Here is a 23,679-nt window from a genome sequence, read left to right on the forward strand (position 1 = left end):
CTGCCCTACTGCCCTACTGCCCTACTGCCCTACTGCCCTACTGCCCTACTGCCCTTTGTCCGTGGTCCGCGTCTTGGCGACTTCCTCGAGCATCCATTCGCGAAAGGCGACGATGCGCGGATCGGCGGCGGTATTTTCGGGATAGACCAGGAAGTAGGCGAACTCGGGCGCCACCCGCAGGCCGAGTTCGAAAGGCTGCACCAGCCTGCCTTGGGAAAGGTCGTTCGCCACCATGGCGAAATCGGCGAGCGCAACCGCATTGCCGTCGAGCGCTGCCTGGACGGCATCCGTGGAGTTTTTGAACACGACGGTCCGGCTGTCGTCGAAATCAGTGATGCCGGCCGCCGCCATCCACATCCGCCAGTTCGGCCATGTCACGCCTTGCCGCGACCATTCGATATGGGCAAGCGTATGGTTGAAAAGATCGCGCGGTTCGCGCAGCGGCGGACCGGACGTCAAGAGGCTCGGGCTGCACACCGGAATGAGGATGTTGTCGAACAGCCGGTGGGTGCGAAGGCCTGGATATTTGCCGGCGCCAAAACGGATGCCGACATCGATGTCATCGAGTTCGAAATCCCGCACTTCATAGGCAATGTCGAATCGCAATTCGATATCGGGGTGATGCTTGCGAAAATCGTCGACGCGTCGCATCAGCCATTTTGACGCGAACTGCGCGTCGAGCGTCACCTTCAAAAGGGCGGTGCCGCGCGCCAGCTTTTGCGCCCGCGAAACGGCCCGGCCAAGCAGGTCGAGCGCGTCGGCCGAGGCGTCGAACAGCACCGTCCCCGCCTCGGTGAGCCGGATCGTGCGGCTGGTGCGTGTGAACAGCACCAGCCCGAGTTGATCCTCGATTTCCTTGATCTGATGGCTGACGGCGGCCGGCGTCAAGCCTAGCTCATCGGCCGCACGGGTGAAATTGAGGTGCCGGGCCGCTGCTTCCAGTGTCCTCAAGGCACGAGTCCCGGGTAGAAGACGAGCCATCCTATCCTCAAATAAAACTTGATGATCCAGAGAAGACTACTCGTTTCTCGCAGGGATTTCAATCTGGCATGATCCTATCATGGACACATCATCAAGCCGGATTTGATATCCGGAGACAACGGATCATAACCATGTCCATCATCGTTTTGAATTCATCGACACCCCGCCCGGCCTGGCTGGCCGAAACCCTCGACTGGCTGCGCCACGCCCGGGTCGCGATACGCCTCGCCCGCCGCGACATTACCTACCAGAACGTCGAGGATCTCTCCGATCGCCAACTGCGCGATATCGGCGGCGAGCGCCGTGACGTCGCTCGCGCAATGGACAGAGAACTTGGCCGGCTGGGCCTGCTAGACATCGGCTGGCAGAGACCGCGAAGGTCAGGGAATAGGCAGTAGGAAATAGGCAGTAGAGGAAAATTTAAGTCAGCGCCGACAGGTAGGCTACTGCCTACTGCCTACTCCCCTACTATCTCACCACCCTCACCACCGTCCGGTCCGACAGGAGCGGCAGCAGCCGCGCCATGGTTTGCGCCGTGACAGCCACACAGCCTTGCGTCGGCGTGAAGCCGGGGCGCGCCAGATGGAAGAAGATGGCGCTGCCGCGCCCGCGCCGGCGCGGCGACAGGTTCCAGTCGAGCACAAGGCAGGCGTCGTAGAGCCGGTCGTCGCGCCGCATGCGTTCGTGGCTGGCGCCATAGGGTATCTTGACCGGCCTGTTGTAGTTGCGGTCGTCGGGCACTTCGCACCAGCCCAGATCGGGCCCGATCGGCGTCATCGCCAGACGGGTCCTGCGGCCGCTGGAGAACTGATCTCCCCGGAAATACCCCGACAATATCCGCATCGCGGCCAGCGGCGTGGCGCCATCGCCTTCGCGCTTGCCGGCCGAGATGCCACCGCGCCCCAACGCACAGGCAAACACCGTTTTCCCGGCCTGCAACAGGCCCTGGCTTGGATGCCCAGGCCTCGCCCGCACGGTCAGCACACGCAGCCCTTTTCGCAAAATTGCGCCGGCTGCATTGCGATCGTGTTTTTTCTTGTATGATCGTGCCACGGAACAAATCACTGTGAACGGCTGTTGCGCCGGTCAGCTTCCGCATAAACAGGCAGCGGTCAACTGAATTTTCTTTTCAAAACAACGGATTGATCCATGACTTCACGCACCATACTGATCGTCGACGATGATGATGACCTGCGCGGCACACTGGTCGAGCAATTATCCCTTTACGAGGAATTCGACGTGCTGCAGGAATCGACTGCGGCAAAAGGTGTCGCCGCAGCGCGCGGCGGCCTCATCGATCTGCTCATCATGGACGTCGGGCTGCCCGACATGGATGGCCGCGAAGCGGTGAAGATCCTGCGCAAGGGCGGCTACAAGGCGCCCATCATCATGCTGACCGGCCACGACACCGATTCGGATACGATTCTTGGCCTCGAGGCCGGCGCCAACGACTATGTGACGAAGCCGTTCCGCTTTGCCGTGCTGCTGGCGCGCATTCGGGCGCAGCTGCGCCAGCATGAGCAGAGCGAGGACGCCACCTTCTCGGTCGGGCCTTATACTTTCAAGCCCAGCCAGAAACTGCTGCTTGACCCGCGCGGTGGCAAGGTGCGGCTGACGGAGAAGGAAGCCTCGATCATCAAATATCTTTATCGCGCCGACCAGAAGGTGGTGACGCGCGACGTGCTGCTCGAGGAAGTATGGGGCTACAATTCCGGTGTCACCACGCACACGCTGGAAACCCATGTCTACCGGCTGCGCCAGAAGATCGAGCGCGATCCTTCCAATGCGGAAATTCTTGTGACAGAAAGCGGCGGCTACAAGCTGGTTCCTTAAACATTTCATTATCCAATGAGCGGTCGGGCGGGGCCGCTTTCGGGTACGATCCAGTTGGAGGGTGGTTTGGATCGAACTCGCAGAGGAGGAGTCGGACTGTCGGTTCGGGGACATAGCTAGATGGCGCTGGATGACGACATCCGCGTCCTGTCCGCCGTGAGGCTCTTCGAGGGCTTCACGCAGGAACAATTGCGCCTGCTCGCCTTTGGCGCCGAGAACACCAGGCTGATTGCCAACCACAAGCTTTATCGCGAGGACGACGAGGCCGATTCCGCCTATATCGTCGTCAGTGGGCGCATCGTGCTCTACCGGGAGCAGGGTGGTGAACGCATCCCGATTGGCACGGCAGGCCCCGGCACAATCCTTAGCGAACTGGCGTTGATCGCCGACACCAACCGGTTGACCAGCGCCTCGGCCGAGATCGATTCGGAAGTGATGCGGCTCAGCCGCAAGATGTTCCGCCGCATCCTGGAGGAATATCCCGAGATCGCGGTCAAGCTCCACCAGCGCATCTCGGAGGAATTTCAGGCGATGATCCGCCGCATCGAGGAACTGGCGCCGCGCTTCTCCGGCTGAAGGCTGCCCGCCTGCGAAGCTGTTGTTTCGCGGCCAAAGGCGGAAGCGCGGCAGCGCTTTTCAACGACATTGGCCGCGATGAACTGATCGTGGCGCACTGCGGCCGGAGCGGCAATCGCCAATGGCTCGTTCATCCGGACGCCCGGATCCAGGGGCAAGGGTCCGTTGACAGGCCCGAGGTGAAATCCTAAAGCACCCCGAAGGCGGCCGGCACAGCAGGCGCCATCACCACCAGGCTCCTGGGGGGAGCGAGCCATGCCGTCAGGGCGGTACGAGACGATTATCTTGTATTCCCGCAATGACGCGTTCGGCGACGGATTGATCCGGATTCCGGCTTTGCGCGCCGCCAGAACGGCATTCCCCGATAGTTTCATCGTCTACGGAACCACCCGGTCGTCGTCCCTTGAACATAGCCTCAATCGCCATGCCGGCCATTTGGTCGATGCGATCAATGTGCGCACGCCGCTGGCGCGCCTGGTCGCCGATCACCGCAAGGGCAAGGGGCGATTGGCCGTTGTCGATTTCCGCATCTCGGCGCGTTGGCTGCTTCAAGCCTCGGCATCACTGCTCGGCCGCGGCATCGCCTATGAGGCAAACTTTCCGGCTTTCGCCCTTTCCTGGCGCCCGGGCCAAAGGCCTGAAGCACGACCCGGGCACAATGCCTGGCGCTACCACCGCCTCATCGAACGCCTTGCCGGCAAGCGGCTGCCTTTCGATCATCGGCTAGAGCCGGGCCCGGCCGCGCGAGCGGCGGCCAGGAGCCTTGCGGACGGCAAGCATGCTCCGTTGATCATTATCGCGGCGCACGGCAGCGCCAGCAAGCGCATGTCGGCGGATCAGGTTGCAGCGATCGCCGACAGCCTGATCGCCGACGGGGCGAACCTTCTCTATGTGAAAACCCCAGGCGATGGTCCCGATATGGCTGAACTGGCTCAGCGCGTGCCGAAGCTGCGGCTTGTCGATTCCGCCGCGATCGAAGGTGTCGATATCGGTGACATCTTGCTGGCGCTCGGCGAGTTTGCCGATCTTTACATCGGCGCCGAAGGCGGTACCGCACATCTCATGGCAACCGTGATGACGCCGATGGTTATCCTCAGTGGCGGCGCCAACATGGCCCGTTGGAGGCCGCTTTCGAACTGCGTGGACGTGATCGAATCCCGCCATGCCAGTCCGACCGGTCTGGTCGCCAATGTGCCTGCGCCGACAATCATCGAAGCGGCGCAACGCATGCTGGCGACGCGCCGCCGCGACCATCCCCATCTGCCGGATCTCGCAAACTGTCAGCCCAGCAATTTCGCGACAACGACATGCATGAAGACTTGAAGCGCGCCGTTTGAACTTGAATTCATTTGGTCGCGCTTCGAAGCGCGTTGAGATTGAGGTCGGCCATTTGCAGGCCAGCCTCACCTGAACATCGACGCCATGGTACAATGGGTTCGGTGGGGCGAAGCGCTGCAACCCTGGTGACCACCGGCACATGCAGGCGGAGTCTCGGCGGCAGATCTGGCGGCTGTCGCATTTTGGTTCCAATGGAGTTCCTCTCAGTCCTCAATGAGAATAGCAAATGCCAGAGAACAACGCGCTGAACACCAAGCATGGCGGCGAATGGACGATAGCCTGGCGCTTGGTCATACTGGCGGCGACGGCGATTAACGTCGCGATGCTCTTAGCCGCTCTGTTCGTTGCGCAGATTCGTGGTCTGGACGCTTGGATCTTTTATCGAGATCCATCTGCGGTCGCCGAAGTCGGCTTCTATACAGGGTGGATTTCGTCCCTGGGTGCTTCACTGTGGATCGGCTCCGGCGCGGTGACCCTGTTTGCTGGCCTGCTCACGCATCGATGGGATTGCACGTTTCTCGGCGGCCTTACCCTGTTCCTGGGGCTCGATGACCTGTTGTTGATCCATGAGGACGTGCTCCCCATTGTTGCGATACCAGAGATCGTTGCGATGATTGTCTACGCCGCCACCGGGTTGTTCTGGTTCTTTCGGCTGCGACGGAAGACATTCGACGGCACGATCGTCTTTGTGGCCGCAGGCTTCCTGCTCGCGCTGTCGGCATCCATCGACCAGATCGGGGATCTGTTTCCCACCCCTGGTTCTGCGGCAGCCATCGCCGAAGACGTCGTCAAAGAGCTTGGCATCTTCCTTTGGGCGGCAGGTGCCGTTGGGTACGCGGCGATGGTGACACGATTGGGCCGTCCGTGGGTGGATCCAGCCGACTCCACCTCTGCCGACTGACTGCCGCACGCGGGCATTTTCGACCAGACTTGAGCAATTCTAGGAAAAGTGTGAAGCGGTTTTCCGTCTAGAATTGGGTCTACAAAGAGTTAGAGCAGCTCGCCGTTTCCATGAAACGGTGAAATGCTCTAGTCCAGATCGAACCGCGCGATGACAGGCACATGGTCCGACGGGCGCTCCCAGCCGCGCGCCGGACGCAGGATCTCGTAGCCGGAAAAGCTGGGCACCAGATTTGGCGACGACCAGACGTGGTCGAGACGGCGGCCGCGATTGGACAGCTCCCAATCCTGCGCGCGATAGCTCCACCAGGTGTAGAGCTTCTGCTCATGCGGCACGTTGAGCCGCATCAGGTCGACCCAGTCGCCGGCGCGGCGCATCGCCTCGAAATTTTCCGTCTCGATCGGCGTGTGGCTGACCACGTTGAGCAATTGCTTGTGCGACCAGACGTCATGTTCGAGCGGGGCGATGTTGAGGTCGCCGACCAGCACCGAGCCGGACACCTCGTCATGTTCTGCCCGGATGGCATTCATCTCGGCGACGAAGTCGAGCTTGTGCTTGAACTTCCTGTTGATGACAGGATCCGGTTCGTCGCCGCCCGCCGGAACGTAGAAATTGTGGAGCAGGATCGCCTTGCCGCCGGCCCGCACCGTCACCGAGAGGTGCCGGCTGTCCTCTATCTCGCAAAAGCGTCGCTTTTCGACCACCTCGATCGGCCGCCGCGCCACGGTTGCGACGCCGTGGTAGCCCTTCTGGCCATGGAAGGCGATGTGCTCGTAGCCGAGCTTGCGGAAAGCCTTTTCGGGGAACAGTTCGTCGGGAACTTTGGTTTCCTGCAGGCACAGCACGTCGGGCGCATGCTCGACGAGCAGGCGCTCGACGATCGGCATGCGCAGGCGAACGGAGTTGATGTTCCAGGTGGCGATAGAGAAGGGCATTGGCAATCCAGGACAGCGTGCGACCGACCAGAACCGATGGGCCCCGGCGGGGAAGACGCCTTTCGACGGAGTCAGTCCGGGAAACTGCCAGCCGCAAGTCGCAAAGACAAGCCGGGCCACGCCCGCTGAGGCGTGACCCGGCGCTTTCCACAGCTATTGGTGCGATTGGCCTAGCGCGCCTTGTTGGTGTTGAGTTCGCGGTTCGCCGTGTAGTCGATGGCGAAAGTATCCGGCGCGAAGCTGACGCCTTCCTTGGTGTTGAAGATCATCACCGTCGTGTCCTTGCCCTGCGCGTCGGTGATCGTCCACTGCCGCAAGTCGAAGGTTTTCGGATCGAACATCATGGTGATCTTCGAATTGCCGAACACCGATTTGTCGGCGAGCTGGATGGTGGTGAGGTCATCCTCCTGCTTGACGCTTTTGACGCGGTCGCCGGAGAGATCGATCCTGTTGTCGAGCAGCAGCTTCAAGGGTGTCTTCGACAGCGGATAGAGATCGGACGTGTTGAGCCTCTTGTTCAGGATGACCACCGACTGGCCGTCTGAAATCACCCGGAAGTTTGAAGAGCCGTCGTAGTTGAAGCGGATCTTGCCTGGTCGTTCGAGGAAGAACTTGCCGCCGGTCTGCTCGCCCTTGGGGCCGAACTGCACGAATTCGCCGCTCATCGATTTGACCGAGGAAAAGTGGTCGGCGATCTTCTGCGCAGCGGTCGGCACAGCCGCCTGCGCCGAAGCCAGCACCTGGAAGCCGGGCACCGCGTTGAAGGCTGCCGCCCCCGCAAACGCCAGGCCGAGGCCCAGCAACTGACGCCGGGATGGAGCAAATGTGCTGAGCGCTGAAAGATCGTTTTTCATGTCGGTCACTCTCATCTGATTCCTGAGTTGTTCTGTGCTTGGACCCCCAGTTAGGCTGAAATTTGGCGGGTCAGAGGTCCCTTGGTCGCTTCAACGCCTTGAAAGGTTCAAGGTTGCCGGACCGGGATGTCACAAGGGTCGGCCTTTCTGGTCAGAACTTGTCCTCTTCGGTCGGCACCAGGATCTCGCGCTTGCCGGCATGGTTGGCCGGGCCGACGATACCTTCCTTTTCCATCTTCTCGATGATCGAGGCGGCGCGGTTATAGCCGATGCCCAGCCGGCGCTGGATATAGCTGGTCGAGGCCTTGCCATCGCGCAGCACCACGGAGACCGCCTGATCGTAGGGATCGTCGGAATCCTCGAAATTGCTGTTGCCGCCACCGGACCCACCCTTGCCCGACGGCTCGTCGTCGTCCTCGCCATCATCCTCGGTGATGGCGTCGAGATATTCCGGCACGCCCTGCAGCTTCAGATGCGCGACGATCTTCTCGACCTCTTCATCGGCGACGAACGGGCCGTGCACGCGCTGGATGCGGCCGCCGCCGGCCATGTAGAGCATGTCGCCCATGCCGAGCAGCTGCTCGGCGCCCTGCTCGCCCAGAATGGTGCGGCTGTCGATCTTCGACGTCACCTGGAAGGAGATGCGGGTCGGGAAATTGGCTTTGATGGTGCCGGTGATGACGTCGACCGACGGCCGCTGCGTTGCCATGATGACATGGATGCCGGCGGCGCGCGCCATCTGCGCCAGGCGCTGCACGGCACCTTCGATGTCCTTGCCGGCGACCATCATCAGGTCGGCCATCTCGTCGATGATGACGACGATATAGGGCATCGGCTCGAGATCGAGGTTCTCGGTCTCGTAGATCGCCTCGCCGGTCTGGCGGTCGAAGCCGGTCTGCACGGTGCGCGAGATCTTCTCGCCCTTCTTGTCCGCCTGGCTGACGCGGGCGTTGAAGCCGTCGATGTTGCGCACGCCGACCTTGGACATCTTGCGGTAGCGGTCCTCCATCTCGCGCACGGTCCATTTCAGCGCCACCACGGCCTTCTTCGGATCGGTGACGACGGGCGTGAGCAGATGCGGGATGCCGTCATAGACCGAAAGTTCCAGCATTTTCGGATCGATCATGATCAGCCGACATTCTTCCGGCTTCAGCCGGTAGAGCAGCGACAGGATCATGGTGTTGATGGCGACCGACTTGCCCGAGCCGGTGGTGCCGGCGACCAGCACGTGCGGCATCTTGGCGATGTCGACGATGACCGCCTCGCCATTGATGGTCTTGCCCAGCGCCAGCGCCAGCTTGGCCTTCGTCGTCTCGAAGTCACGGCTGGCCAGAATCTCTCTGAGATAGACGGTTTCGCGCTTGGCGTTCGGCAGTTCGATGCCGATGGCGTTGCGGCCGGGCACCACGGCGACGCGGCAGGCGATGGCGCTCATCGAGCGCGCAATGTCGTCGGACAGGCCGATGACGCGTGACGATTTGATGCCGGGCGCCGGTTCGAGCTCATAGAGTGTGACCACCGGACCGGGACGGACGGCGATGATCTCGCCCTTGACGCCGAAGTCCTCCAGCACGCCTTCGAGCAGGCGGGCGTTCTGTTCCAGCGCGTCCTTGGACAGGCTGGCGTCGCGCACCACGTTCTTCGGCTCGGAGAGGAAGTGGAGCGACGGCATTTCGAATTTTTCCGAGCCGATCAGCGATGTCTGCGCCTCGCGCTGGACGCGGGCGCCGGGCACGGGGCGCGCCGCCGGCGCCTCGACGCGGGTGGCTGCGTCGGAGCGGAACGGCTGCACCCTGGCGGTCGGCGCGCCGCGGCGTTGCACGACAGGTTCATCGTCGAAATCGGCATCCTCGCCCGCATTGTCGAAGCGGTCGTCGAAGATGTCGGCATCGTCGGGGTCGAGCGAGGCGCTGCGGTCATTGACCATGGCGGCGAAGAATTCGGGCTCGACGCGGGCGCGGCCATCCTGGCTCATCCGCTGCTCGGCAAACTCCGCCGATTCGACCCGTTCGGCGGCGCGCCGCCAAGCTGTGGAGCGCTGCTCCATCTCCGGCTCGTACTCGTCCCGCTCCTGCCTGCGGCGCAAGGCACGGCGGTGCATCCACGCGCGCAGCGACAGCCACCAATGGGTGATGGCGCCGAGCGCCAGGATACCCTCGTCGCCTTCGTCCTCGTCATTGTCGAACAAAAGGTCGTCCTCGCGCGGATCGGCGGCGGGCTCGTCCTCCATCACGGCGAAGCCGTTCTTGCGACCGATCAGCGCCGAACCATGGGCAAAGAGCCACAGCGCGGGTGCGGCCAGCAGGATGGCGATGATGCTGGCGATCAGCCCGGTCGGATAGCCGCCGATGACGACGCCGGGGATCTTCAGCACCATGTCGCCAAACACACCGCCGAGGCCGGTGGGCAGCGGCCAGGTCTTGGGCGGCACAACGCAGCCGACCATCGCAGCGGCCAGCAGCGCGAAGCCGAACCAGGACAGCCCGCGCTTGGGCAGCCTGTCGACGCCGCGCGCGGAAAACAGCAGGAAGCCCCAGATGACCGTCGGAACCAGGGCCGCGACGGCGGCGAGGCCGAAGAACTGCATGGCCAGGTCGGAGAACACGGCACCCGCATAGCCCATGGCATTGGTGACGGTGTTGTTCGTCGCGTGGGAAAAACTCGGATCGGCGACATTCCAGGTGGCAAGGCTGGCAACGCCAAAGGCGGCCAGCGCGAACAGGCCGACGCCGACCAGCCGCCCGACCTGACGCCGCGCGAACGCCTGGATGCCGTGCCCCGTATCGGCCAGCGCAAGCGGTGCTGAAGCCCCTGAACGCATGCTCTTCCCCGTCTGTCATGGACTTGCCGGGTGCGTGGCGCATTCCGGCAGATTCGGGCCTCAGACTATCGGTGGGAAGGTTAAGGGCGCATTAACTATAAGAGGTTGAGACGCTCAAACCTCGTTACCACTGGTTGAGCCGCTTGCTGCTCGAAGAATGGCGCCGAGTGTGGGCGAAGGGGGGTCGCCAATTTGGGTAGAGGCATGCAACCCGTCTTCCTTCGCGTGGCGGCACTGGCCTGGGCAGGGCTCAGTTTGCTGCTCGCTTTGCACTGGTTCGTCGAACTCGGCATGGTGGGCTTCCCGGACGGCTATGTGACGACCTTCGCCAGAGCGACCGGTCCGCTGCTGCACATCCTCGCCACAGCCTGCCTCGGACAAGGCCTGTATTTTCTGTTCAGAGGTCTTTTCGGCAAGGGATTTGCAGTGCGAGGCCTCGGCCTGCGGGTTTTGATCGCCGCGGTCCTGACAGTGGCGCCTGTGCTGATCGTCAGGAATTGCCCGCATTCCCGGACATGCAGCAGCGCGTATGAAGCGCTGACGAACACCATGATGGACGACGGCGCCGGCGGATAGAGCTGCCGCCTGCCGAAACAATGGCGGACTGCCGGGCCCGCCATTGGTCGTCTGGAACAAAGATCGGGCCTCGGCCCGACCGGACAAATCAGTTGGCGCCGCCGAGCGCCTGCACATTGGCGCAGAATTCCGCATACGGCTTGCTCATCGCCGCATCCTGGCATTCCTTCTTCATCGCTTCCTGCTTTTCCATCGGCATGGCCATGAAAGCGGTCTTGAAATCCGCCATCGGCTTCATGGTCTTCATGCCGGAATCCGTGAAGAACGGCGCCATGTTGTCGGGCTCATCCAGAGCGCCGGCAAATGCAAAGCCGCTGACCATGGAAAGAGCGAGCGCTCCAAGGCAGATATTCTTGAGGTTCATGAAATGGTTTCCTTCCCTGTTGTTTGGCACGAGCGTCAGAACGACGATCGTCCCCCCAGTTCGGAACCAGAGCGGTCGTTGTTTCCTCAAAAAGCTTGATCACACGAACGTGATTGCGCCAAGGCGGGCATTGCCGGAATGACTTGCCAAAAAAAGAGGCCCGGATGCGATCCGGGCCTCAATGCGTGAACTCCTTTCGGGAGCATCACGACGGGATAGGAATTGCGGGGCGGCCAATGCCGTCCCGCACGGGCTTACGAGTGGTAGGCCGCTTCGCCATGCGAGGTGAGGTCGAGGCCTTCGCGCTCTGCGTCGGCTGTCGGACGCAGGCCGATGATCAGGTCGACGATCTTGTAGAGGATGGCGCTGCCGATGCCCGACCACAGCAGGGTCACCAGGACACCCTTGGCTTGCGCCAGGAGCTGGGTGGCCGTGCCGGCATAGCCGGCAGCAAAGTCGGCCGTCGAATAGTCGACAATGCCGGCGCCACCGAGGGCAGGATTGACCAGGATGCCTGTGCCGAGCGCGCCGATGATGCCGCCGATGCAGTGGACGCCGAAGACATCAAGGCTGTCGTCGTAGTCGAACGTGTTCTTCACCACCGAGACGAAGAAGTAGCAGACGAAGGTGGCGACGATGCCGAGCACGATGGCGCCCATCGGGCCGGCAAAGCCGGCAGCGGGCGTGACGGCGACGAGGCCGGTCACCGCACCCGAAACAGCACCAAGCATGGAGGCTTTGCCGCGCAGCAGCGATTCAAGCACGATCCAGGTGACCGCCGCCGCCGCCGTGGCGACGAAGGTATTGATCATGGCCAGCACCGCATAGGCGTTCGCTTCAAGATTCGAACCGGCGTTGAAGCCAAACCAGCCGACCCACAGCAGCGAAGCACCGACCATGGTCAGCGTCATCGAGTGCGGCGCCATGAGATCCTTCTTGTAGCCGCTGCGCTTGCCGATCATGAGCGCGCCGACGAGGCCGGCAATGCCCGCATTGATGTGAACGACCGTGCCGCCGGCGAAGTCGATGGCGCCGAAGCTGAAGATGAGGCCCGTCGGATCGCTATAAGCGCTCGGGCCGCCCCAGAACCAGACCATATGAGCGATCGGGAAGTAGATGAAAGTGACCCACAGGATGACGAAAAGGATCAAAGCGGAGAATTTGACGCGTTCGGCGAAGGCGCCGACGATCAGAGCCGGCGTGATGCAGGCGAAGGTCATCTGGAAGACGACGAACACCAGTTCAGGAATGGCGACACCCTTGGTAAAGGTTTCCGACAGGGTCGTCACATCGACGCCGGAGAGAAACATCTTGGAAAGGCCGCCGACGAAGGCGTTGCCCGGGGTGAAGGCGAGGCTGTAGCCGTAGAAAACCCAGATGATCATGACCACGCTGGTGATGGTGAAGACCTGCATCAGCACTGACAGCATGTTCTTGCTGCGAACCAGGCCGCCGTAGAAAAGCGCAAGACCGGGAACCGTCATCAACAGCACCAGAACGGTGGAAACCATCATCCACGTGGTGTCGCCCTTGTCGACGGTGAAAGCTGGCGCTGCTGCGGCCGCGGCGGGAGCCGCTTCCTGCGCGAATGCGGCGACCGTGCCCAATGCTCCGAGCGCGAACGAGCCGAGCAGCGCGGAGCGCGCCGCTGACTTCAAGGTGGAAGGAATATTCATTGAACTCTCCATTGGAATACGTGATCGCCGCTCAGAGCGCGTCGGTGTCTGTTTCGCCGGTGCGGATGCGCACCGCCTGATCGATGCCGAAAACGAAGATCTTGCCGTCGCCGATCTGGCCGGTCTTGGCGGCGGCGGAGATGGCCTCGACAGCCTTGTCCACCATGTCGGAACTGACGGCGACTTCGATCTTGATCTTCGGCAGGAAGCTGACCGCGTATTCCGCCCCGCGATAGATCTCCGTATGCCCTTTCTGACGCCCGTAGCCTTTGACTTCGGTGACGGTCAGGCCCTGGATGCCGACGGCGGTAAGCGCTTCGCGTACCTCGTCGAGCTTGAACGGCTTGATGATTGCCATCACAATTTTCATAAGGTTTCACCCTTCGCTGTTGCGGTCCCCCGCGTTTGCACACCTTCACCGATCCTAAAAAGCCGGAGAGTGCCCACGAGGATTCAAGCTCCGTGCCAAGTGCCGAAGCAGGGTGTTAACCCGTTGTAAACAAAGAGATTAGAGAGCACACCGACGCAACCTGCCCACAGCTGCAGCGATGCATCTGCCTAAAACTTAGGCAATTTTTGAAAAATGCCTACTCTGCAGGCGATCGCTTGAGCCGGATCAGCCCTTCCTGCGCAACCGAGGCGATCAGCGTGCCGTCGCGGGCAAACAGCGACCCGCGTGTAAAGCCGCGCGACCCCTGTGTCGACGGGCTGTCCTGCGTGTAGAGCATCCAGTCGTCGAGCGCATGGCTGCGATGGAACCACATGGCGTGGTCAATGCTCGCCGCCTGGATATCGCGATCGAAAATGGCGCGGCCATGCGCAAAGGTCGATGTGTCGAGCAGCGTCATGTCGGAAAGATAGGCGAGCACCGCCGCCTGGATGGCGCGGTCCGCCGGCACCGGACCTGTGGTGCGGATCCAGATATTCTGCTTCGGCTCCAGCTTTTCGCGGCTGGTGTAATGCTTCAGCATCACCGGCTTCATCTCGATCGGCCGGTCGCGCTCCCAGTAGCGTTTGATGCCATCGGGCACCGCCTCGGCGAATTTGCCCAGCAATTCGCGTTGCGACAGCAATGTGTCCGGCCCCGGAACGTCCTGCGGCATCGGCACCTGGTGCTCGAGACCGACCTCGTCCTGCTGGAACGAGGCTTCGAGCGAAAAGATCGCCTGGCCGTGCTGGACCGCCACCACGCGCCGCGTGGTGAAGGAGCCGCCGTCGCGAATACGGTCGACCTCGTAGACGATCGGCACCTTGGTGTCGCCGGGCCGCATGAAATAGCCGTGCAGCGAATGCACGTGCCGATCGGGATCCACTGTCCGCTGCGCCGCCACCAGCGCCTGGGCGATGGTCTGGCCGCCGAACACGCGCTGCCAGTCGAGCAAGGGGCTGCGACCACGATACAGATTGTGTTCCAGCTTCTCGAGGTCGAGAATGCCGAGAAGCTCGTCCATGGCTGCCGTCATATTTCGCGCCCTCGCCGCAGAAGTGTTTTGGCGGTTTCCGACAGGACGGACAGGCAGTCAAGGGTGCAGGACCCGGCCGGCGCGCAGGAGCGAAGATGATGGAACGCAAGGCGGACACGAAAACCGGGCCAAACGCGAAAACAGTATCTGGGCTCGATGTCCTGGTCGCCGGCGCCGGCTACGTCGGCCTGGCCGCCGCCGTGTCGCTGAAGCAGGCGCGACCGGGTCTCGCCATCGCTCTCGTCGATGCCGCACCTGCTGGCGCCTGGCAAAGGGATGGCCGCGCCTCGGCCATCGCCGCCGCCGCCTGCCGCATGCTCGACCAGCTCGGCGTGTGGGCCGAGATCGTGCCCCAGGCGCAGGCGATCACCGAGATGATCATCACCGATTCGCGCACCGCCGATCCGGTGCGTCCGGTCTTTCTGGCCTTCGACGGCGAAGTGGCGCCGGGCGAGCCCTTTGCGCATATGGTCGCCAACAGGGTGCTGAACGGCGCCTTGCGGGCCAGCGCCGAAAAGCTCGGCATCGACATCATCGAAGGCGTCGCCGTGCAGGGGTTCGAGACCAACGGCGCCGGCATCACAGTGCATCTCGCCGACGGCGCGACCCTGAAGGCCCGCCTGCTGGTCGCCGCCGACGGCGTCAACTCGAAGCTGCGCGACATGGCCGGCATCAAGACGGTGAAGTGGGAATATGGCCAGTCGGGCATCGTCTGCACCGTGGCGCATGAACGCCCGCATAATGGTCGCGCCGAAGAGCATTTCCTGCCGGCCGGCCCCTTCGCCACATTGCCGCTCAAGCCCGGCGAGGACGGCACCAACCGCTCGTCGATCGTCTGGGTCGAGCGTACGCCCGACGCCGAGAAGCTGGTGGCCGGTGACGATCTCCTCTTCGAACACGAACTCGAGCAGCGCTTTGGCCTGAAGCTTGGCGAGATCCGCGTTGCCGACAAGCCGCGCGCCTGGCCGCTCGGCCTGACCATTGCGCGCGCCTTCGTCGCACCCCGCATCGCGCTCGCCGGCGATGCCGCCCACGGCATCCACCCGATCGCCGGCCAGGGACTCAATCTCGGCTTCAAGGATGTCGCGGCCCTTGCCGAGGTGATCGTCGAGGCCGACCGGCTCGGCCGGGACATCGGCGCGCTCGACGTGCTCGAGCGCTACCAGCAGTGGCGCCGCTTCGACACGGTGCAGATGGGTGTCACCACGGACGCGCTGAACCGGCTGTTTTCCAACGATATCGGCCCGCTGCGCACCGTCCGCGACATCGGCCTCGGTCTCGTCGAACGCATGCCGCGCCTGAAGGATTTTTTTATCCGGCAGGCGTCGGGACTGTCCGCCAGCACGCCGCGACTGTTGAAGGGCGAGGCGATCTGACCCGCCGCCATGGCAGGGGTGTGTTGAGATTCAGGTCAGGCCGAGCCGAAAATGGCGGATTCCGAGAACCGGAGCGGAGCGTACATTTGGGTACGTGAGCTCAGTTCTACCGCGACGCGGTAGAACGGGGAAGCGCAGGAAGCTGCCATTTGCAGGCCGGGCTCACCTGAATATCAGCACACCCTAGTTGACCTCAAAACCCAGCTTTTGCCGCAGCCGCAATATCCTCTGGTCGGATATTTCGAGGCGTTTCTCGCCGCCCTGGGCGGCGCGGTTGACCATCTGCAGCAGATCGTTTCGCTCGGCGACATCGAGACGTTCGCGCAGGAACGGCGCCAGCTTGTCGATGACAACGGTGGCGTCGTCGACTTGCGCCGCCGCCCATTTGGCATAGATCACCGCCTCGTCGGTCTTCTTCTTGTCGGCGATCTCGGAAATCACCGCGCGGATGACGGCCTCGCGCTGCGGCAGGATGGGCCCATCCTCGGAGACGATTGACGTGATCAGCGTAGCCGCCGCTACGACCGGATCATCGATCGCCGTCAGCGGCGACAGCGCCGCCTGCTTGCGCAGCTTCTTGCGGCGCACGGAGCCCTGAACCCGGCCGATGACATCGGCAACGTCACGCGCGGCCTCGTTCATGGCCTTCATCCGGTACCACCAGAACGCCGCCGCGCCCATCACGCCAAGGATAGCAATCAGGAAAGGCATGTCGAAATCCCCAAGAACCCCGGCGACGATAGGAGAACTCTCGCCTTGCTTCAACACGCAAAAGTTGCGCACGAAATGAACCAGGACGATCGTTCAGTCGAATGTCTTGGTTTCCGAGTGGCCGTAGCACATGGCGGGGGCTATGACCCCGGCACATCGTAGATCGCCCGCACCTCGATGGTGCCGATTTCGGCCAGCGGGATTTCGCCGGCGATCTCCAGCGCCTGGTCGAGATTGTCGGCCTCGATCATGACGAAGCCGAGCAACTGCTCCTTGGTTTCGGCAAACGGGCCGTCGGTGATCAGCCGCTTGCCCTGGCGTCGCCGCACCGTCTTCGACGTCTTCACCGATTGCAGCGCCTGTGCGACGATCAGCATCCCACGCTGATCCAATGACCGGTCGTGGGCCATCGAATCGGCATCGAGCTTGGCCAGACGCTCCGGCGTCATGGCGTGGAGATCGTTTTCTTCGCCATAGACCAGACAGACATATTTCATTTCCAGCTCCCTTGCTGTGACGAACCATAGGCGATCACGGTATCGGTTGAGTCCTTGCCGGCAGCAACATGGTCGAGAAGGCTGACCGCAATGCCGATGATGGCAATTGCCGCAAGCAGCCGGCCGAAGCCGGAGGGCGGCACATGCAGCAGGTCGCTTTCTTGTAGATCAGCCCTTCGGCCGGTGCTTGTCCAATGGGCAGAAAACAGATTGTTCATCCGAGCCTCCATCCGCCACGAGAATCCGTGGTCACCCGCAGGACGGTCGGGGCCGATGCAAGTCGACATTTTTGCACGCACATTTTTTCAAAAAAGATTCGGTGCGGCTCGCCGGTGCTGCATGCGCGCGCAAAACAGCGCGGTGGCCTTCCCTCGCGCCCGCGCTATAGTTGGGAGGAACGCCGCCTGGCCGGCGCCACCGCTGTAACAAGGAGGAATTCATGGACCGCACCGCAAACGCCGTCTGGAAAGGCAATCTGAAAGAGGGCACGGGCACGCTCGACACCCAGAGCGGAACCTTGAAGGGCACGCCCTATTCGTTCAAGGCGCGCTTCGAGGACGAGAGCGGCAAATCCGGCACCAATCCGGAAGAACTGATCGCCGCGGCGCACGCAGGCTGCTTTGCCATGCAGTTCTCGCATTTCCTGGCCGAGAACGGCACGCCTGCCACCGAACTCGACGCCAAGGCCGTGGTGACGCTGGTTCCAGGCACCGGGATCACCGGGAGCGCACTCACCGTGGTCGGCAAGGTGCCCGGCATCGATGCGGCGAAATTCACCGAGCTGGCCGAGAAGGCCAAGGCCGGATGCCCGGTCTCGAAGGCGCTCGGCGCCATAAACGTATCGCTTGATGCCCGGCTCGGCTGAAAGCGCTGCATCCATGTAAAGACCCGGCGCGAACGCCCAGGCGCGCGCCGGCCTATGCTCCCAGCGCGTCCAGGCGAGCGCGCAGTGCCGCGTCTTCCTGCTCCAACGCCTCCAACCGCGCCTCCAGGTCGGAAGCAGGCAGGACCGATGCACTTCGCTGCACCGAAAGGGCGGCAACGTCCACCGGGCCGCTGAGGAGATGAACGTAGCGGTCCTCGCGCTGGCCTGGTCCGCGCGGGATTTCCTGGATGAGTGGCGGTCGACGGCCGATCAGCATGTCGAGTTCGGCGCGCAGATCTTCGATCGACGAAAACCGTGCCATGCGCTCGCCGCGCGCCAGCAGTTCATGGGCCGTCTGCGGCCCGCGCAGCAACAGCAGGCCGATCAAAGCGGTCTGCGGCGTGGTCAGCGAGAAGCGCTGCGCCATCTGGTGCTCGTAGCGCTCGACGCGCGAGCCGAACATCTGCCGCACCAGTCCCTTTTGTTCGAGCAGCTTCAGCCCCCGGTGCACCTCGGTCTGCTCCAGCGCCATCACCGGCTCGCGCGCCGTCTTCTGGTTGGCAGCGGCCAGTGCTGCGTTGAGCGTCAGCGGATAGACATCCGGCGTCAGCTCCTTCTTCTCGATCAGGCAGCCGAGGATGCGGGCTTCGCTGGGAGAGAGGATGGGAAGATCGTCGCTCATTGGACTAAAATCCTTTCTGAGGCCGGCGGGACAGCGCCCCCCCTCTGTCCTGCGGGACAGCGCCCCCACGTGGGGGGAGATCGACAGCTTCGCCGAGCGCGCATCATCCTTCAACCTTTGAGATTGGCTAAAGCCGCGATGACAGCCAATCTCCCTCCACGTGGGGGAGATGTCCGGCAGGACAGAGGGGGGCCGCTACGGATCGCTACATCCGAGGTTTGCAGCAAATCCGCTCCGCCTAGACCCGTCTCTCCACCATCATCTTCTTGATCTCGGCGATCGCCTTGGCCGGGTTGAGGCCTTTCGGGCAGGTCTGCGCGCAGTTCATGATGGTGTGGCAGCGATAGAGCCGGAACGGGTCTTCGAGGTTGTCGAGCCGCTCACCGGTGGCCTCGTCGCGGCTATCGATCAGCCAGCGATAGGCCTGCAGAAGCGTTGCCGGGCCGAGATAGCGGTCGTCGTTCCACCAGTAGCTCGGGCACGAGGTCGAGCAGCAGGCGCACAATATGCATTCGTAGAGCCCGTCGAGTTTCTCGCGGTCCTCGTGGCTCTGCAGCCACTCCTTGGCCGGTTCCGGCGACACCGTCTTCAGCCAAGGCTGGATCGAGGCATGCTGGGCATAGAAATTGGTGAGGTCGGGCACAAGATCCTTGACCACCTGCATATGCGGCAGCGGGTAGACTTTTACCGCGCCGGAAATGTCGTCGCAGCCCTTGGTGCAGGCGAGCGTGTTGGAACCGTCGATGTTCATGGCGCAGGAGCCGCAAATGCCTTCGCGGCAGGAACGCCGCAAGGTCAGCGTCGGGTCGATCTTGTTCTTGATCCACAGCAGCGCGTCGAGCACCATCGGGCCGCAATCGTCCATGTCGACGAAATAGGTGTCGATGCGCGGGTTCTCGTCATCGTCCGGCGACCAGCGATAGATGCGGTATTCCCGCAGATTGGTGGCGCCCTCCGGCTTTGGCCAGGTCTTCCCCGGCTTGATCTGCGAATTCTTGGGGAGCGTGAGTTCAACCATGTTCGATCCTCAATACACCCGGGCCTTGGGCGCGATCTTGGCGAGGCTGATGCCGCCGTCCTTTTCAGCCAGCTGCGGCTCGGTGTGCACCGGCCGGTAGGAGAGCGTCACCTTGCCGTCTTCGCTGAGCCTGGCCAGCGTGTGCTTGCGCCAGACAGCGTCGTCGCGCGCCGAAAAGTCCTCGCGTGCGTGTGCGCCACGGCTCTCCTTGCGCGCCTCGGCGCTGTAGACCGTGGTGATGGCATTGGCCATCAGGTTTTCCAGCTCCAGCGTCTCGACCAGATCGGAGTTCCAGATCATCGAGCGGTCGGACACTTTGATGTCCTTCAACTCGCCCCAGATCTGCGAAACGCGCTTGCAGCCGCTTTCGAGGGACTCCTGCGTGCGGAATACGGCCGCGTCTTCCTGCATCGCCTTCTGCATCTTTTCACGCAAGCTGGCCGTCGGCGTCGAGCCATTGGCGTGGCGCAGCCGGTCGAAGCGGTCCATGATCTTTTCGACCGAGGCTTCGTTGGGCGAAGGGATCGCCGACTTGCGGTCGATGACCTGGCCGGCGCGGATCGCGGCCGCGCGGCCGAACACCACAAGATCGATCAGCGAATTCGAACCGAGCCGATTGGCACCATGCACTGAGGCGCAGCCGGCTTCGCCGACAGCCATCAATCCGGGCGACACCTGGTCTGGATTGAGCGCCGTCGGATTGAGCACCTCGCCCCAGTAATTGGTCGGCACGCCGCCCATATTGTAGTGGACCGTGGGCAGCACCGGAATCGGCTCCTTGGTCAGGTCGACACCGGCAAAGATCTTGGCCGATTCCGAAATGCCCGGCAGCCGCTCATGCAGGACGGCGGGATCGAGATGGTCGAGATGCAGGAAGATGTGGTCCTTGTTCTTGCCGACGCCGCGACCCTCGCGGATTTCCAGCGTCATGCAGCGCGAGACAACGTCGCGCGAGGCAAGGTCCTTGGCTGACGGCGCATAGCGCTCCATGAAGCGCTCACCCTCGGAATTGACGAGATAGCCACCCTCGCCGCGCGCACCCTCGGTGATCAGGCAGCCGGCGCCATAGATGCCGGTCGGGTGGAATTGCACGAACTCCATGTCCTGCAGCGGAAAGCCGGCACGCGCGGCCATGCCGCCGCCGTCGCCGGTGCAGGTGTGCGCCGAGGTGGCCGAAAAATAGGTGCGTCCATAGCCGCCGGTCGCCAGCACCACCATCTTGGCCGAGAAGCGGTGGATGGTGCCGTCATCCAGGTTCCAGGCGAGAACGCCGGTGCAGGTGCCGCCCGGCTCCATGATCAGGTCGAGCGCGAAATACTCGATGAAGAACTGCGCGTTGTTCTTCAGCGACTGGCCGTAAAGCGTGTGCAGGATGGCATGGCCGGTGCGGTCGGCGGCGGCACAGGTGCGCTGCACCGGCGGGCCTTCGCCATAGTTCATCATGTGGCCGCCGAACGGCCGCTGGTAGATCTTGCCCTCTTCGGTGCGCGAAAACGGCACGCCGTAATGTTCGAGCTCGTAGACCGCGGCCGGCGCTTCGCGCACCAGATATTCCATGGCGTCGACATCGCCCAGCCAGTCCGAGCCCTTGACGGTGTCGTACATGTGCCACTGCCAGGAATCGGGACCCATGTTGGACAGCGAGGCGGCAATGCCGCCTTGCGCCGCCACCGTGTGCGAGCGGGTCGGGAACACCTTGCTGATGCAGGCGGTGCGCAGGCCCTGTTCGGCCATGCCGAGCGTGGCGCGCAGGCCGGCGCCGCCGGCGCCAACGACCACCACGTCGAACTTGTGGTCGACAAAGGTATAGCCTGCCGTGTTGGCTTGTTTCGCGTCCTTGGCCAACTCAGCCTCCGAATGCCAGCTTGAGCAGGGCGAAGATCGAGGCGACGCCGACCGCTATGGTGAAAAATGTATTGAGCGCGATCAGCGCCAGCTTCATGCCTTCGCCATGCACGTAATCCTCGATGATCACCTGCATGCCGAGCCGCATATGGGTAAGCCCGGAAATAAGCACCAGGGCCATCACCAGCGCGACGAACGGGTTGGCAAGAGCTGCCCGCACATGTGCGTAGTCGGCGCCGTTGAGCGCGATCAGGAAGCCGACGAAGAACAGGATCAGCGGGATATTGGCGATCGCGGTCAGGCGCTGGCGCCAGAAATGCCCGGTGCCCTCGCGAGCGGAGCCGAGGCCGCGGACCTTCGCCAGCGGCGTGCGCATGTCGGTGTTTTTGCCGCTCATGGTCAGGCTCCCCGCGCCATATAGCCGGCGATCCAGATCAGCAGCGTGAGCAGGATCGAGCCGGCCAGCGTCGCCCAGGCGATCTTCGAGGCGGTATGCTTCTCGAGGCCGGCGCCGGTGTCCCAGACCAGATGACGCACGCCACCCAGCATATGGTGCATCAGCGCCCAGGTGTAGCCGAACAGGATGAGCCGGCCGAGCCAGGTGCCGAAGGCCCAATTGGCCCAATCGAAGGTCGCCTGCGAGCTTGCCGCCGCCATCAGCCACAGGGCGACCAGCAGCGTGCCGAAATACAGCGCGCCACCGGTGATGCGGTGAATGATCGACATCGTCATGGTGATCGGCGGCCGGTACACGGTGAGGTGCGGCGAAATCGGCCGTTCACGTCTGGCAAATTCGCGGGTGGCTGGTGATTTGCTCATGGCTCCCCCAGTTCGGCGTCTCTCTGGAGCCTCAGGTGGAAATGCGGCATTGCCGCTTCCGGTTGCGACTTCGGACAGCCGGTTTCTAATGCTCTTTTTGCACCGCGTCAAAGCCAGAAAACCGTTTCGAAAACGTAATTTAGTCTGACTAAAAGGCCGGCTTAGGCTTCAATCGATTAGGCCGGGAGGCCCGAAGCCGGCTCGATATCGCTGCAGTGCAACATGTCTGGCCCAAGGGCCCGGCGGTGTTGAGATTAGCCCTAGCGTTTGCAGGTCTGCGGCGTCGACCCCTTCTTCATCACCAGCGCCTCGCGTCCGTCGATCACGATTGCGTCATGCGTGGCCGCCTGGTAGCGGCTGCTCTGGTTGGCGGGCGACGCCGCAAACTCCTCGGTCGCGCCATCGGACCCGACCACACGCAACGACGTGCCTAGATTTTGGATGGAGATCATACCGTTGTTGCCGCATCGGTAGGTGGCCGTGCCTATGCCGGATCGCGGCGCGGTAAGGTTGGTGATGATCTTGGTTGCAGCTGCCGGAGGCGCCGCGGCTGCGACGGACTGCTGAGCCGGCGCAGGTGAGACGACGACGGTATTGGCCGCCTTCGGCGCGCCGTCCTGTGGCACACAGCCAGCGACGACCCCGAGCAACGGGAAAACGGACGCCCAAATCGGCCGGCGTAGCGCCATATGCTGTCCTCCCGCGCGGCAAACCAGCCGCGATGCTTTGCCAAGATCAAGGTCATCCCGACGCCGAGACGGACACCAGCCGCGATGGTGCGGCCAAGCATGGCCGAATGATGACCACCGGGTTTTCCATCCAGTCGGATATTAACGGATATTAACCATGTTTACCGAGACATCGCCGCCAAACGCGCCGGCCTCTTAACAAAGGTTAAGAAAACGTTAATTTCTGATTCGAGGAGGCTTTCCCTCAGGACACGGAGGACGCCATGCGTTCGAATTCAGGCAGATCGCGCCTTGCGGCGCTCATCGTGGCGGCATCGGTCGTTGCCCTTGCAGCGCCAGCGCTCGCCGGCGCCCGGCATCAGGATCGCGTCTACGCTGATTCCTTCGGCAATCTCGTTATCGACAGCGCCGCCGGCTACAAGCGCATCATCGTCGGCGAAGGCAAGCTGGCCAAGCAGCTATCCGACTACACCAGCGCCGGCCAGCCCAAGGTGATCTACGAGAACGAAGCCGACGAAATCAGCGGATACAGCGATTGCTACCGGCCGCCGGTGCTGGTGAAGGGCCGCTCCTATATGTACGGTCTCTCCGACGGCGAGATGCCCGAGCTCAGCCCCTGCCGCTAGACACTTTGTTTGGACGCAATTTCCCAAGGGAAAGCGCTATGCGCTTTCCCGGGAAAACCGTTTCACACTTTTCCTGAAATTGCTCTGGCTTCCATTCCGGCTGACGACCAGTTGCCGGCCGGCCCGGCGGAGACGCGCACACAATCGCGCCCGGCATTCTTCGCCTGATAGAGCGCCTGGTCGGCGCGCCGCATCAGATCGGCAAAGTCTTCGCTCGGATGAAGTTCGGCGAC

General features: G+C 62.8%; 27 protein-coding genes and 1 pseudogene. 9 read left to right on the forward strand and 19 right to left on the reverse strand.

The features are described 5' to 3' along the window. Positions 1-45 precede the first annotated feature (45 nt). Complete coding sequence (gene gcvA / locus EOB59_RS13440; RefSeq protein WP_128288541.1) at positions 46-981, reverse strand: transcriptional regulator GcvA; 936 nt, start codon at positions 979-981, stop codon at positions 46-48. A gap of 131 nt (positions 982-1,112) precedes the next feature. Between gcvA and EOB59_RS13445 the strand changes: the two genes are divergently transcribed. After that, positions 1,113-1,379 carry a hypothetical protein gene (locus EOB59_RS13445; RefSeq protein ID WP_128288542.1) on the forward strand — a complete coding sequence of 89 codons (267 nt, stop codon included), beginning with the start codon at positions 1,113-1,115 and terminating at the stop codon, positions 1,377-1,379. Between the two features lie 70 nt (positions 1,380-1,449). Here EOB59_RS13445 and EOB59_RS13450 read toward each other — a convergent pair whose 3' ends face one another. Further along, positions 1,450-1,986 (reverse strand): L,D-transpeptidase, encoded by a 537-nt coding sequence (locus EOB59_RS13450; protein ID WP_174800339.1) that lies wholly within the window; start codon positions 1,984-1,986, stop codon positions 1,450-1,452. Between the two features lie 144 nt (positions 1,987-2,130). Between EOB59_RS13450 and EOB59_RS13455 the strand changes: the two genes are divergently transcribed. From EOB59_RS13455 to EOB59_RS13470, 4 genes are all read left to right on the forward strand, one after another. Next, positions 2,131-2,814, forward strand: coding sequence for a response regulator transcription factor (locus EOB59_RS13455; protein WP_013528898.1), 684 nt, complete (start codon positions 2,131-2,133; stop codon positions 2,812-2,814). A gap of 120 nt (positions 2,815-2,934) precedes the next feature. Beyond that, the gene (locus EOB59_RS13460; RefSeq protein ID WP_023811239.1) at positions 2,935-3,390 is read left to right on the forward strand and encodes a cyclic nucleotide-binding domain-containing protein; all 456 of its coding nucleotides are present in this window, start codon (positions 2,935-2,937) and stop codon (positions 3,388-3,390) included. 255 nt (positions 3,391-3,645) lie between these two features. Further along, a complete protein-coding gene (locus EOB59_RS13465) occupies positions 3,646-4,713 on the forward strand; it encodes a glycosyltransferase family 9 protein (RefSeq protein WP_164895642.1) in 1,068 nt (355 codons plus the stop codon). Positions 4,714-4,954: 241 nt separating this feature from the next. After that, positions 4,955-5,629 (forward strand): hypothetical protein, encoded by a 675-nt coding sequence (locus EOB59_RS13470; protein ID WP_128288543.1) that lies wholly within the window; start codon positions 4,955-4,957, stop codon positions 5,627-5,629. 128 nt (positions 5,630-5,757) lie between these two features. Here EOB59_RS13470 and EOB59_RS13475 read toward each other — a convergent pair whose 3' ends face one another. From EOB59_RS13475 to EOB59_RS13485, 3 genes are all read right to left on the reverse strand, one after another. Next, positions 5,758-6,564, reverse strand: a complete 807-nt coding sequence (locus tag EOB59_RS13475; protein ID WP_127267331.1) for an exodeoxyribonuclease III — start codon at positions 6,562-6,564, stop codon at positions 5,758-5,760. Positions 6,565-6,734: 170 nt separating this feature from the next. Next, positions 6,735-7,418, reverse strand: coding sequence for an outer membrane lipoprotein carrier protein LolA (locus tag EOB59_RS13480; protein ID WP_127267333.1), 684 nt, complete (start codon positions 7,416-7,418; stop codon positions 6,735-6,737). Between the two features lie 151 nt (positions 7,419-7,569). Next, complete coding sequence (locus EOB59_RS13485) at positions 7,570-10,239, reverse strand: DNA translocase FtsK (RefSeq protein WP_127808723.1); 2,670 nt, start codon at positions 10,237-10,239, stop codon at positions 7,570-7,572. Between the two features lie 204 nt (positions 10,240-10,443). Here EOB59_RS13485 and EOB59_RS13490 point away from each other — a divergent pair, with 204 nt between their 5' ends. Continuing rightward, positions 10,444-10,815 carry a hypothetical protein gene (locus EOB59_RS13490; RefSeq protein WP_127397383.1) on the forward strand — a complete coding sequence of 124 codons (372 nt, stop codon included), beginning with the start codon at positions 10,444-10,446 and terminating at the stop codon, positions 10,813-10,815. 88 nt (positions 10,816-10,903) lie between these two features. On the opposite strand, the gene EOB59_RS13495 is transcribed toward EOB59_RS13490, so the two are convergent. The 4 genes from EOB59_RS13495 to tesB form a co-directional block, all read right to left on the reverse strand. Beyond that, complete coding sequence (locus EOB59_RS13495; RefSeq protein ID WP_127267328.1) at positions 10,904-11,179, reverse strand: hypothetical protein; 276 nt, start codon at positions 11,177-11,179, stop codon at positions 10,904-10,906. A 254-nt stretch (positions 11,180-11,433) separates the two neighbouring features. Next, the gene (locus EOB59_RS13500) at positions 11,434-12,855 is read right to left on the reverse strand and encodes an ammonium transporter (RefSeq protein ID WP_127267327.1); all 1,422 of its coding nucleotides are present in this window, start codon (positions 12,853-12,855) and stop codon (positions 11,434-11,436) included. A 31-nt stretch (positions 12,856-12,886) separates the two neighbouring features. After that, on the reverse strand, positions 12,887-13,225 hold the full coding sequence (locus EOB59_RS13505; RefSeq protein WP_127397384.1) for a P-II family nitrogen regulator: 339 nt from the start codon (positions 13,223-13,225) through the stop codon (positions 12,887-12,889). A 217-nt stretch (positions 13,226-13,442) separates the two neighbouring features. Beyond that, positions 13,443-14,318, reverse strand: coding sequence for an acyl-CoA thioesterase II (tesB, locus tag EOB59_RS13510; RefSeq protein ID WP_127397385.1), 876 nt, complete (start codon positions 14,316-14,318; stop codon positions 13,443-13,445). Positions 14,319-14,416: 98 nt separating this feature from the next. Between tesB and EOB59_RS13515 the strand changes: the two genes are divergently transcribed. Beyond that, on the forward strand, positions 14,417-15,694 hold the full coding sequence (locus tag EOB59_RS13515) for a ubiquinone biosynthesis hydroxylase (RefSeq protein WP_164895643.1): 1,278 nt from the start codon (positions 14,417-14,419) through the stop codon (positions 15,692-15,694). 183 nt (positions 15,695-15,877) lie between these two features. Here the strand turns inward: EOB59_RS13515 and EOB59_RS13520 are convergent, their stop codons facing one another. From EOB59_RS13520 to EOB59_RS13530, 3 genes are all read right to left on the reverse strand, one after another. Beyond that, a complete protein-coding gene (locus EOB59_RS13520) occupies positions 15,878-16,405 on the reverse strand; it encodes a hypothetical protein (protein ID WP_127382880.1) in 528 nt (175 codons plus the stop codon). Positions 16,406-16,545: 140 nt separating this feature from the next. Next, a complete protein-coding gene (locus EOB59_RS13525) occupies positions 16,546-16,902 on the reverse strand; it encodes a YciI family protein (protein ID WP_128288545.1) in 357 nt (118 codons plus the stop codon). Further along, positions 16,899-17,120, reverse strand: coding sequence for a hypothetical protein (locus EOB59_RS13530; RefSeq protein WP_128288546.1), 222 nt, complete (start codon positions 17,118-17,120; stop codon positions 16,899-16,901). The genes EOB59_RS13525 and EOB59_RS13530 overlap by 4 nt, the downstream gene beginning before the upstream one ends. 221 nt (positions 17,121-17,341) lie before the next feature. On the opposite strand from EOB59_RS13530, the gene EOB59_RS13535 reads away from it, so the two are divergent. Continuing rightward, positions 17,342-17,767 carry an OsmC family protein gene (locus EOB59_RS13535; RefSeq protein WP_127322672.1) on the forward strand — a complete coding sequence of 142 codons (426 nt, stop codon included), beginning with the start codon at positions 17,342-17,344 and terminating at the stop codon, positions 17,765-17,767. Between the two features lie 52 nt (positions 17,768-17,819). On the opposite strand, the gene EOB59_RS13540 is transcribed toward EOB59_RS13535, so the two are convergent. From EOB59_RS13540 to EOB59_RS13565, 6 genes are all read right to left on the reverse strand, one after another. Continuing rightward, the gene (locus EOB59_RS13540; protein WP_128288547.1) at positions 17,820-18,449 is read right to left on the reverse strand and encodes a DUF480 domain-containing protein; all 630 of its coding nucleotides are present in this window, start codon (positions 18,447-18,449) and stop codon (positions 17,820-17,822) included. Positions 18,450-18,687: 238 nt separating this feature from the next. Beyond that, positions 18,688-19,467: a succinate dehydrogenase iron-sulfur subunit gene (locus EOB59_RS13545; protein WP_128288548.1), complete on the reverse strand. Its 780-nt coding sequence runs from the start codon at positions 19,465-19,467 to the stop codon at positions 18,688-18,690. Positions 19,468-19,476: 9 nt separating this feature from the next. Beyond that, positions 19,477-21,312, reverse strand: coding sequence for a succinate dehydrogenase flavoprotein subunit (gene sdhA, locus EOB59_RS13550; protein WP_128288549.1), 1,836 nt, complete (start codon positions 21,310-21,312; stop codon positions 19,477-19,479). Position 21,313: 1 nt separating this feature from the next. Then, positions 21,314-21,709 (reverse strand): succinate dehydrogenase, hydrophobic membrane anchor protein, encoded by a 396-nt coding sequence (sdhD, locus tag EOB59_RS13555; protein WP_127330207.1) that lies wholly within the window; start codon positions 21,707-21,709, stop codon positions 21,314-21,316. A 2-nt stretch (positions 21,710-21,711) separates the two neighbouring features. Continuing rightward, the gene (gene sdhC, locus EOB59_RS13560; protein ID WP_032900823.1) at positions 21,712-22,131 is read right to left on the reverse strand and encodes a succinate dehydrogenase, cytochrome b556 subunit; all 420 of its coding nucleotides are present in this window, start codon (positions 22,129-22,131) and stop codon (positions 21,712-21,714) included. A gap of 260 nt (positions 22,132-22,391) precedes the next feature. Continuing rightward, positions 22,392-22,820 carry a hypothetical protein gene (locus tag EOB59_RS13565; protein WP_128288550.1) on the reverse strand — a complete coding sequence of 143 codons (429 nt, stop codon included), beginning with the start codon at positions 22,818-22,820 and terminating at the stop codon, positions 22,392-22,394. Between the two features lie 263 nt (positions 22,821-23,083). On the opposite strand from EOB59_RS13565, the gene EOB59_RS13570 reads away from it, so the two are divergent. Next, positions 23,084-23,446 (forward strand): hypothetical protein, encoded by a 363-nt coding sequence (locus EOB59_RS13570; protein WP_127408247.1) that lies wholly within the window; start codon positions 23,084-23,086, stop codon positions 23,444-23,446. A gap of 62 nt (positions 23,447-23,508) precedes the next feature. Here the strand turns inward: EOB59_RS13570 and EOB59_RS36265 are convergent. Beyond that, positions 23,509-23,679: pseudogene (locus EOB59_RS36265) on the reverse strand (GGDEF domain-containing protein); the annotation flags it as partial.

This window comes from Mesorhizobium sp. M7A.F.Ca.MR.176.00.0.0, assembly GCF_004023165.1.
GTDB lineage: Bacteria > Pseudomonadota > Alphaproteobacteria > Rhizobiales > Rhizobiaceae > Mesorhizobium.

Bases quoted from the DNA above. Each gene is read 5' to 3' on its own strand.
- EOB59_RS13525 (WP_128288545.1), bottom strand. From the start codon at position 16,902: ATGAAATATGTCTGTCTGGTCTATGGCGAAGAAAACGATCTCCACGCC.
- EOB59_RS13530 (WP_128288546.1), bottom strand. From the start codon at position 17,120: ATGAACAATCTGTTTTCTGCCCATTGGACAAGCACCGGCCGAAGGGCT.
- EOB59_RS13545 (WP_128288548.1), bottom strand. From the start codon at position 19,467: ATGGTTGAACTCACGCTCCCCAAGAATTCGCAGATCAAGCCGGGGAAG.
- EOB59_RS13480 (WP_127267333.1), bottom strand. From the start codon at position 7,418: ATGAAAAACGATCTTTCAGCGCTCAGCACATTTGCTCCATCCCGGCGT.
- EOB59_RS13500 (WP_127267327.1), bottom strand. From the start codon at position 12,855: ATGAATATTCCTTCCACCTTGAAGTCAGCGGCGCGCTCCGCGCTGCTC.
- tesB (WP_127397385.1), bottom strand. From the start codon at position 14,318: ATGACGGCAGCCATGGACGAGCTTCTCGGCATTCTCGACCTCGAGAAG.
- EOB59_RS13485 (WP_127808723.1), bottom strand. From the start codon at position 10,239: ATGCGTTCAGGGGCTTCAGCACCGCTTGCGCTGGCCGATACGGGGCAC.
- sdhC (WP_032900823.1), bottom strand. From the start codon at position 22,131: ATGAGCAAATCACCAGCCACCCGCGAATTTGCCAGACGTGAACGGCCG.
- EOB59_RS13505 (WP_127397384.1), bottom strand. From the start codon at position 13,225: ATGAAAATTGTGATGGCAATCATCAAGCCGTTCAAGCTCGACGAGGTA.
- EOB59_RS13535 (WP_127322672.1), top strand. From the start codon at position 17,342: ATGGACCGCACCGCAAACGCCGTCTGGAAAGGCAATCTGAAAGAGGGC.
- EOB59_RS13520 (WP_127382880.1), bottom strand. From the start codon at position 16,405: ATGCCTTTCCTGATTGCTATCCTTGGCGTGATGGGCGCGGCGGCGTTC.
- sdhD (WP_127330207.1), bottom strand. From the start codon at position 21,709: ATGAGCGGCAAAAACACCGACATGCGCACGCCGCTGGCGAAGGTCCGC.
- EOB59_RS13445 (WP_128288542.1), top strand. From the start codon at position 1,113: ATGTCCATCATCGTTTTGAATTCATCGACACCCCGCCCGGCCTGGCTG.
- EOB59_RS13455 (WP_013528898.1), top strand. From the start codon at position 2,131: ATGACTTCACGCACCATACTGATCGTCGACGATGATGATGACCTGCGC.
- EOB59_RS13540 (WP_128288547.1), bottom strand. From the start codon at position 18,449: ATGAGCGACGATCTTCCCATCCTCTCTCCCAGCGAAGCCCGCATCCTC.
- EOB59_RS13475 (WP_127267331.1), bottom strand. From the start codon at position 6,564: ATGCCCTTCTCTATCGCCACCTGGAACATCAACTCCGTTCGCCTGCGC.
- EOB59_RS13470 (WP_128288543.1), top strand. From the start codon at position 4,955: ATGCCAGAGAACAACGCGCTGAACACCAAGCATGGCGGCGAATGGACG.
- EOB59_RS13495 (WP_127267328.1), bottom strand. From the start codon at position 11,179: ATGAACCTCAAGAATATCTGCCTTGGAGCGCTCGCTCTTTCCATGGTC.
- EOB59_RS13570 (WP_127408247.1), top strand. From the start codon at position 23,084: ATGCGTTCGAATTCAGGCAGATCGCGCCTTGCGGCGCTCATCGTGGCG.
- EOB59_RS13515 (WP_164895643.1), top strand. From the start codon at position 14,417: ATGGAACGCAAGGCGGACACGAAAACCGGGCCAAACGCGAAAACAGTA.
- EOB59_RS13490 (WP_127397383.1), top strand. From the start codon at position 10,444: ATGCAACCCGTCTTCCTTCGCGTGGCGGCACTGGCCTGGGCAGGGCTC.
- gcvA (WP_128288541.1), bottom strand. From the start codon at position 981: ATGGCTCGTCTTCTACCCGGGACTCGTGCCTTGAGGACACTGGAAGCA.
- EOB59_RS13460 (WP_023811239.1), top strand. From the start codon at position 2,935: ATGGCGCTGGATGACGACATCCGCGTCCTGTCCGCCGTGAGGCTCTTC.
- EOB59_RS13465 (WP_164895642.1), top strand. From the start codon at position 3,646: ATGCCGTCAGGGCGGTACGAGACGATTATCTTGTATTCCCGCAATGAC.
- EOB59_RS13565 (WP_128288550.1), bottom strand. From the start codon at position 22,820: ATGGCGCTACGCCGGCCGATTTGGGCGTCCGTTTTCCCGTTGCTCGGG.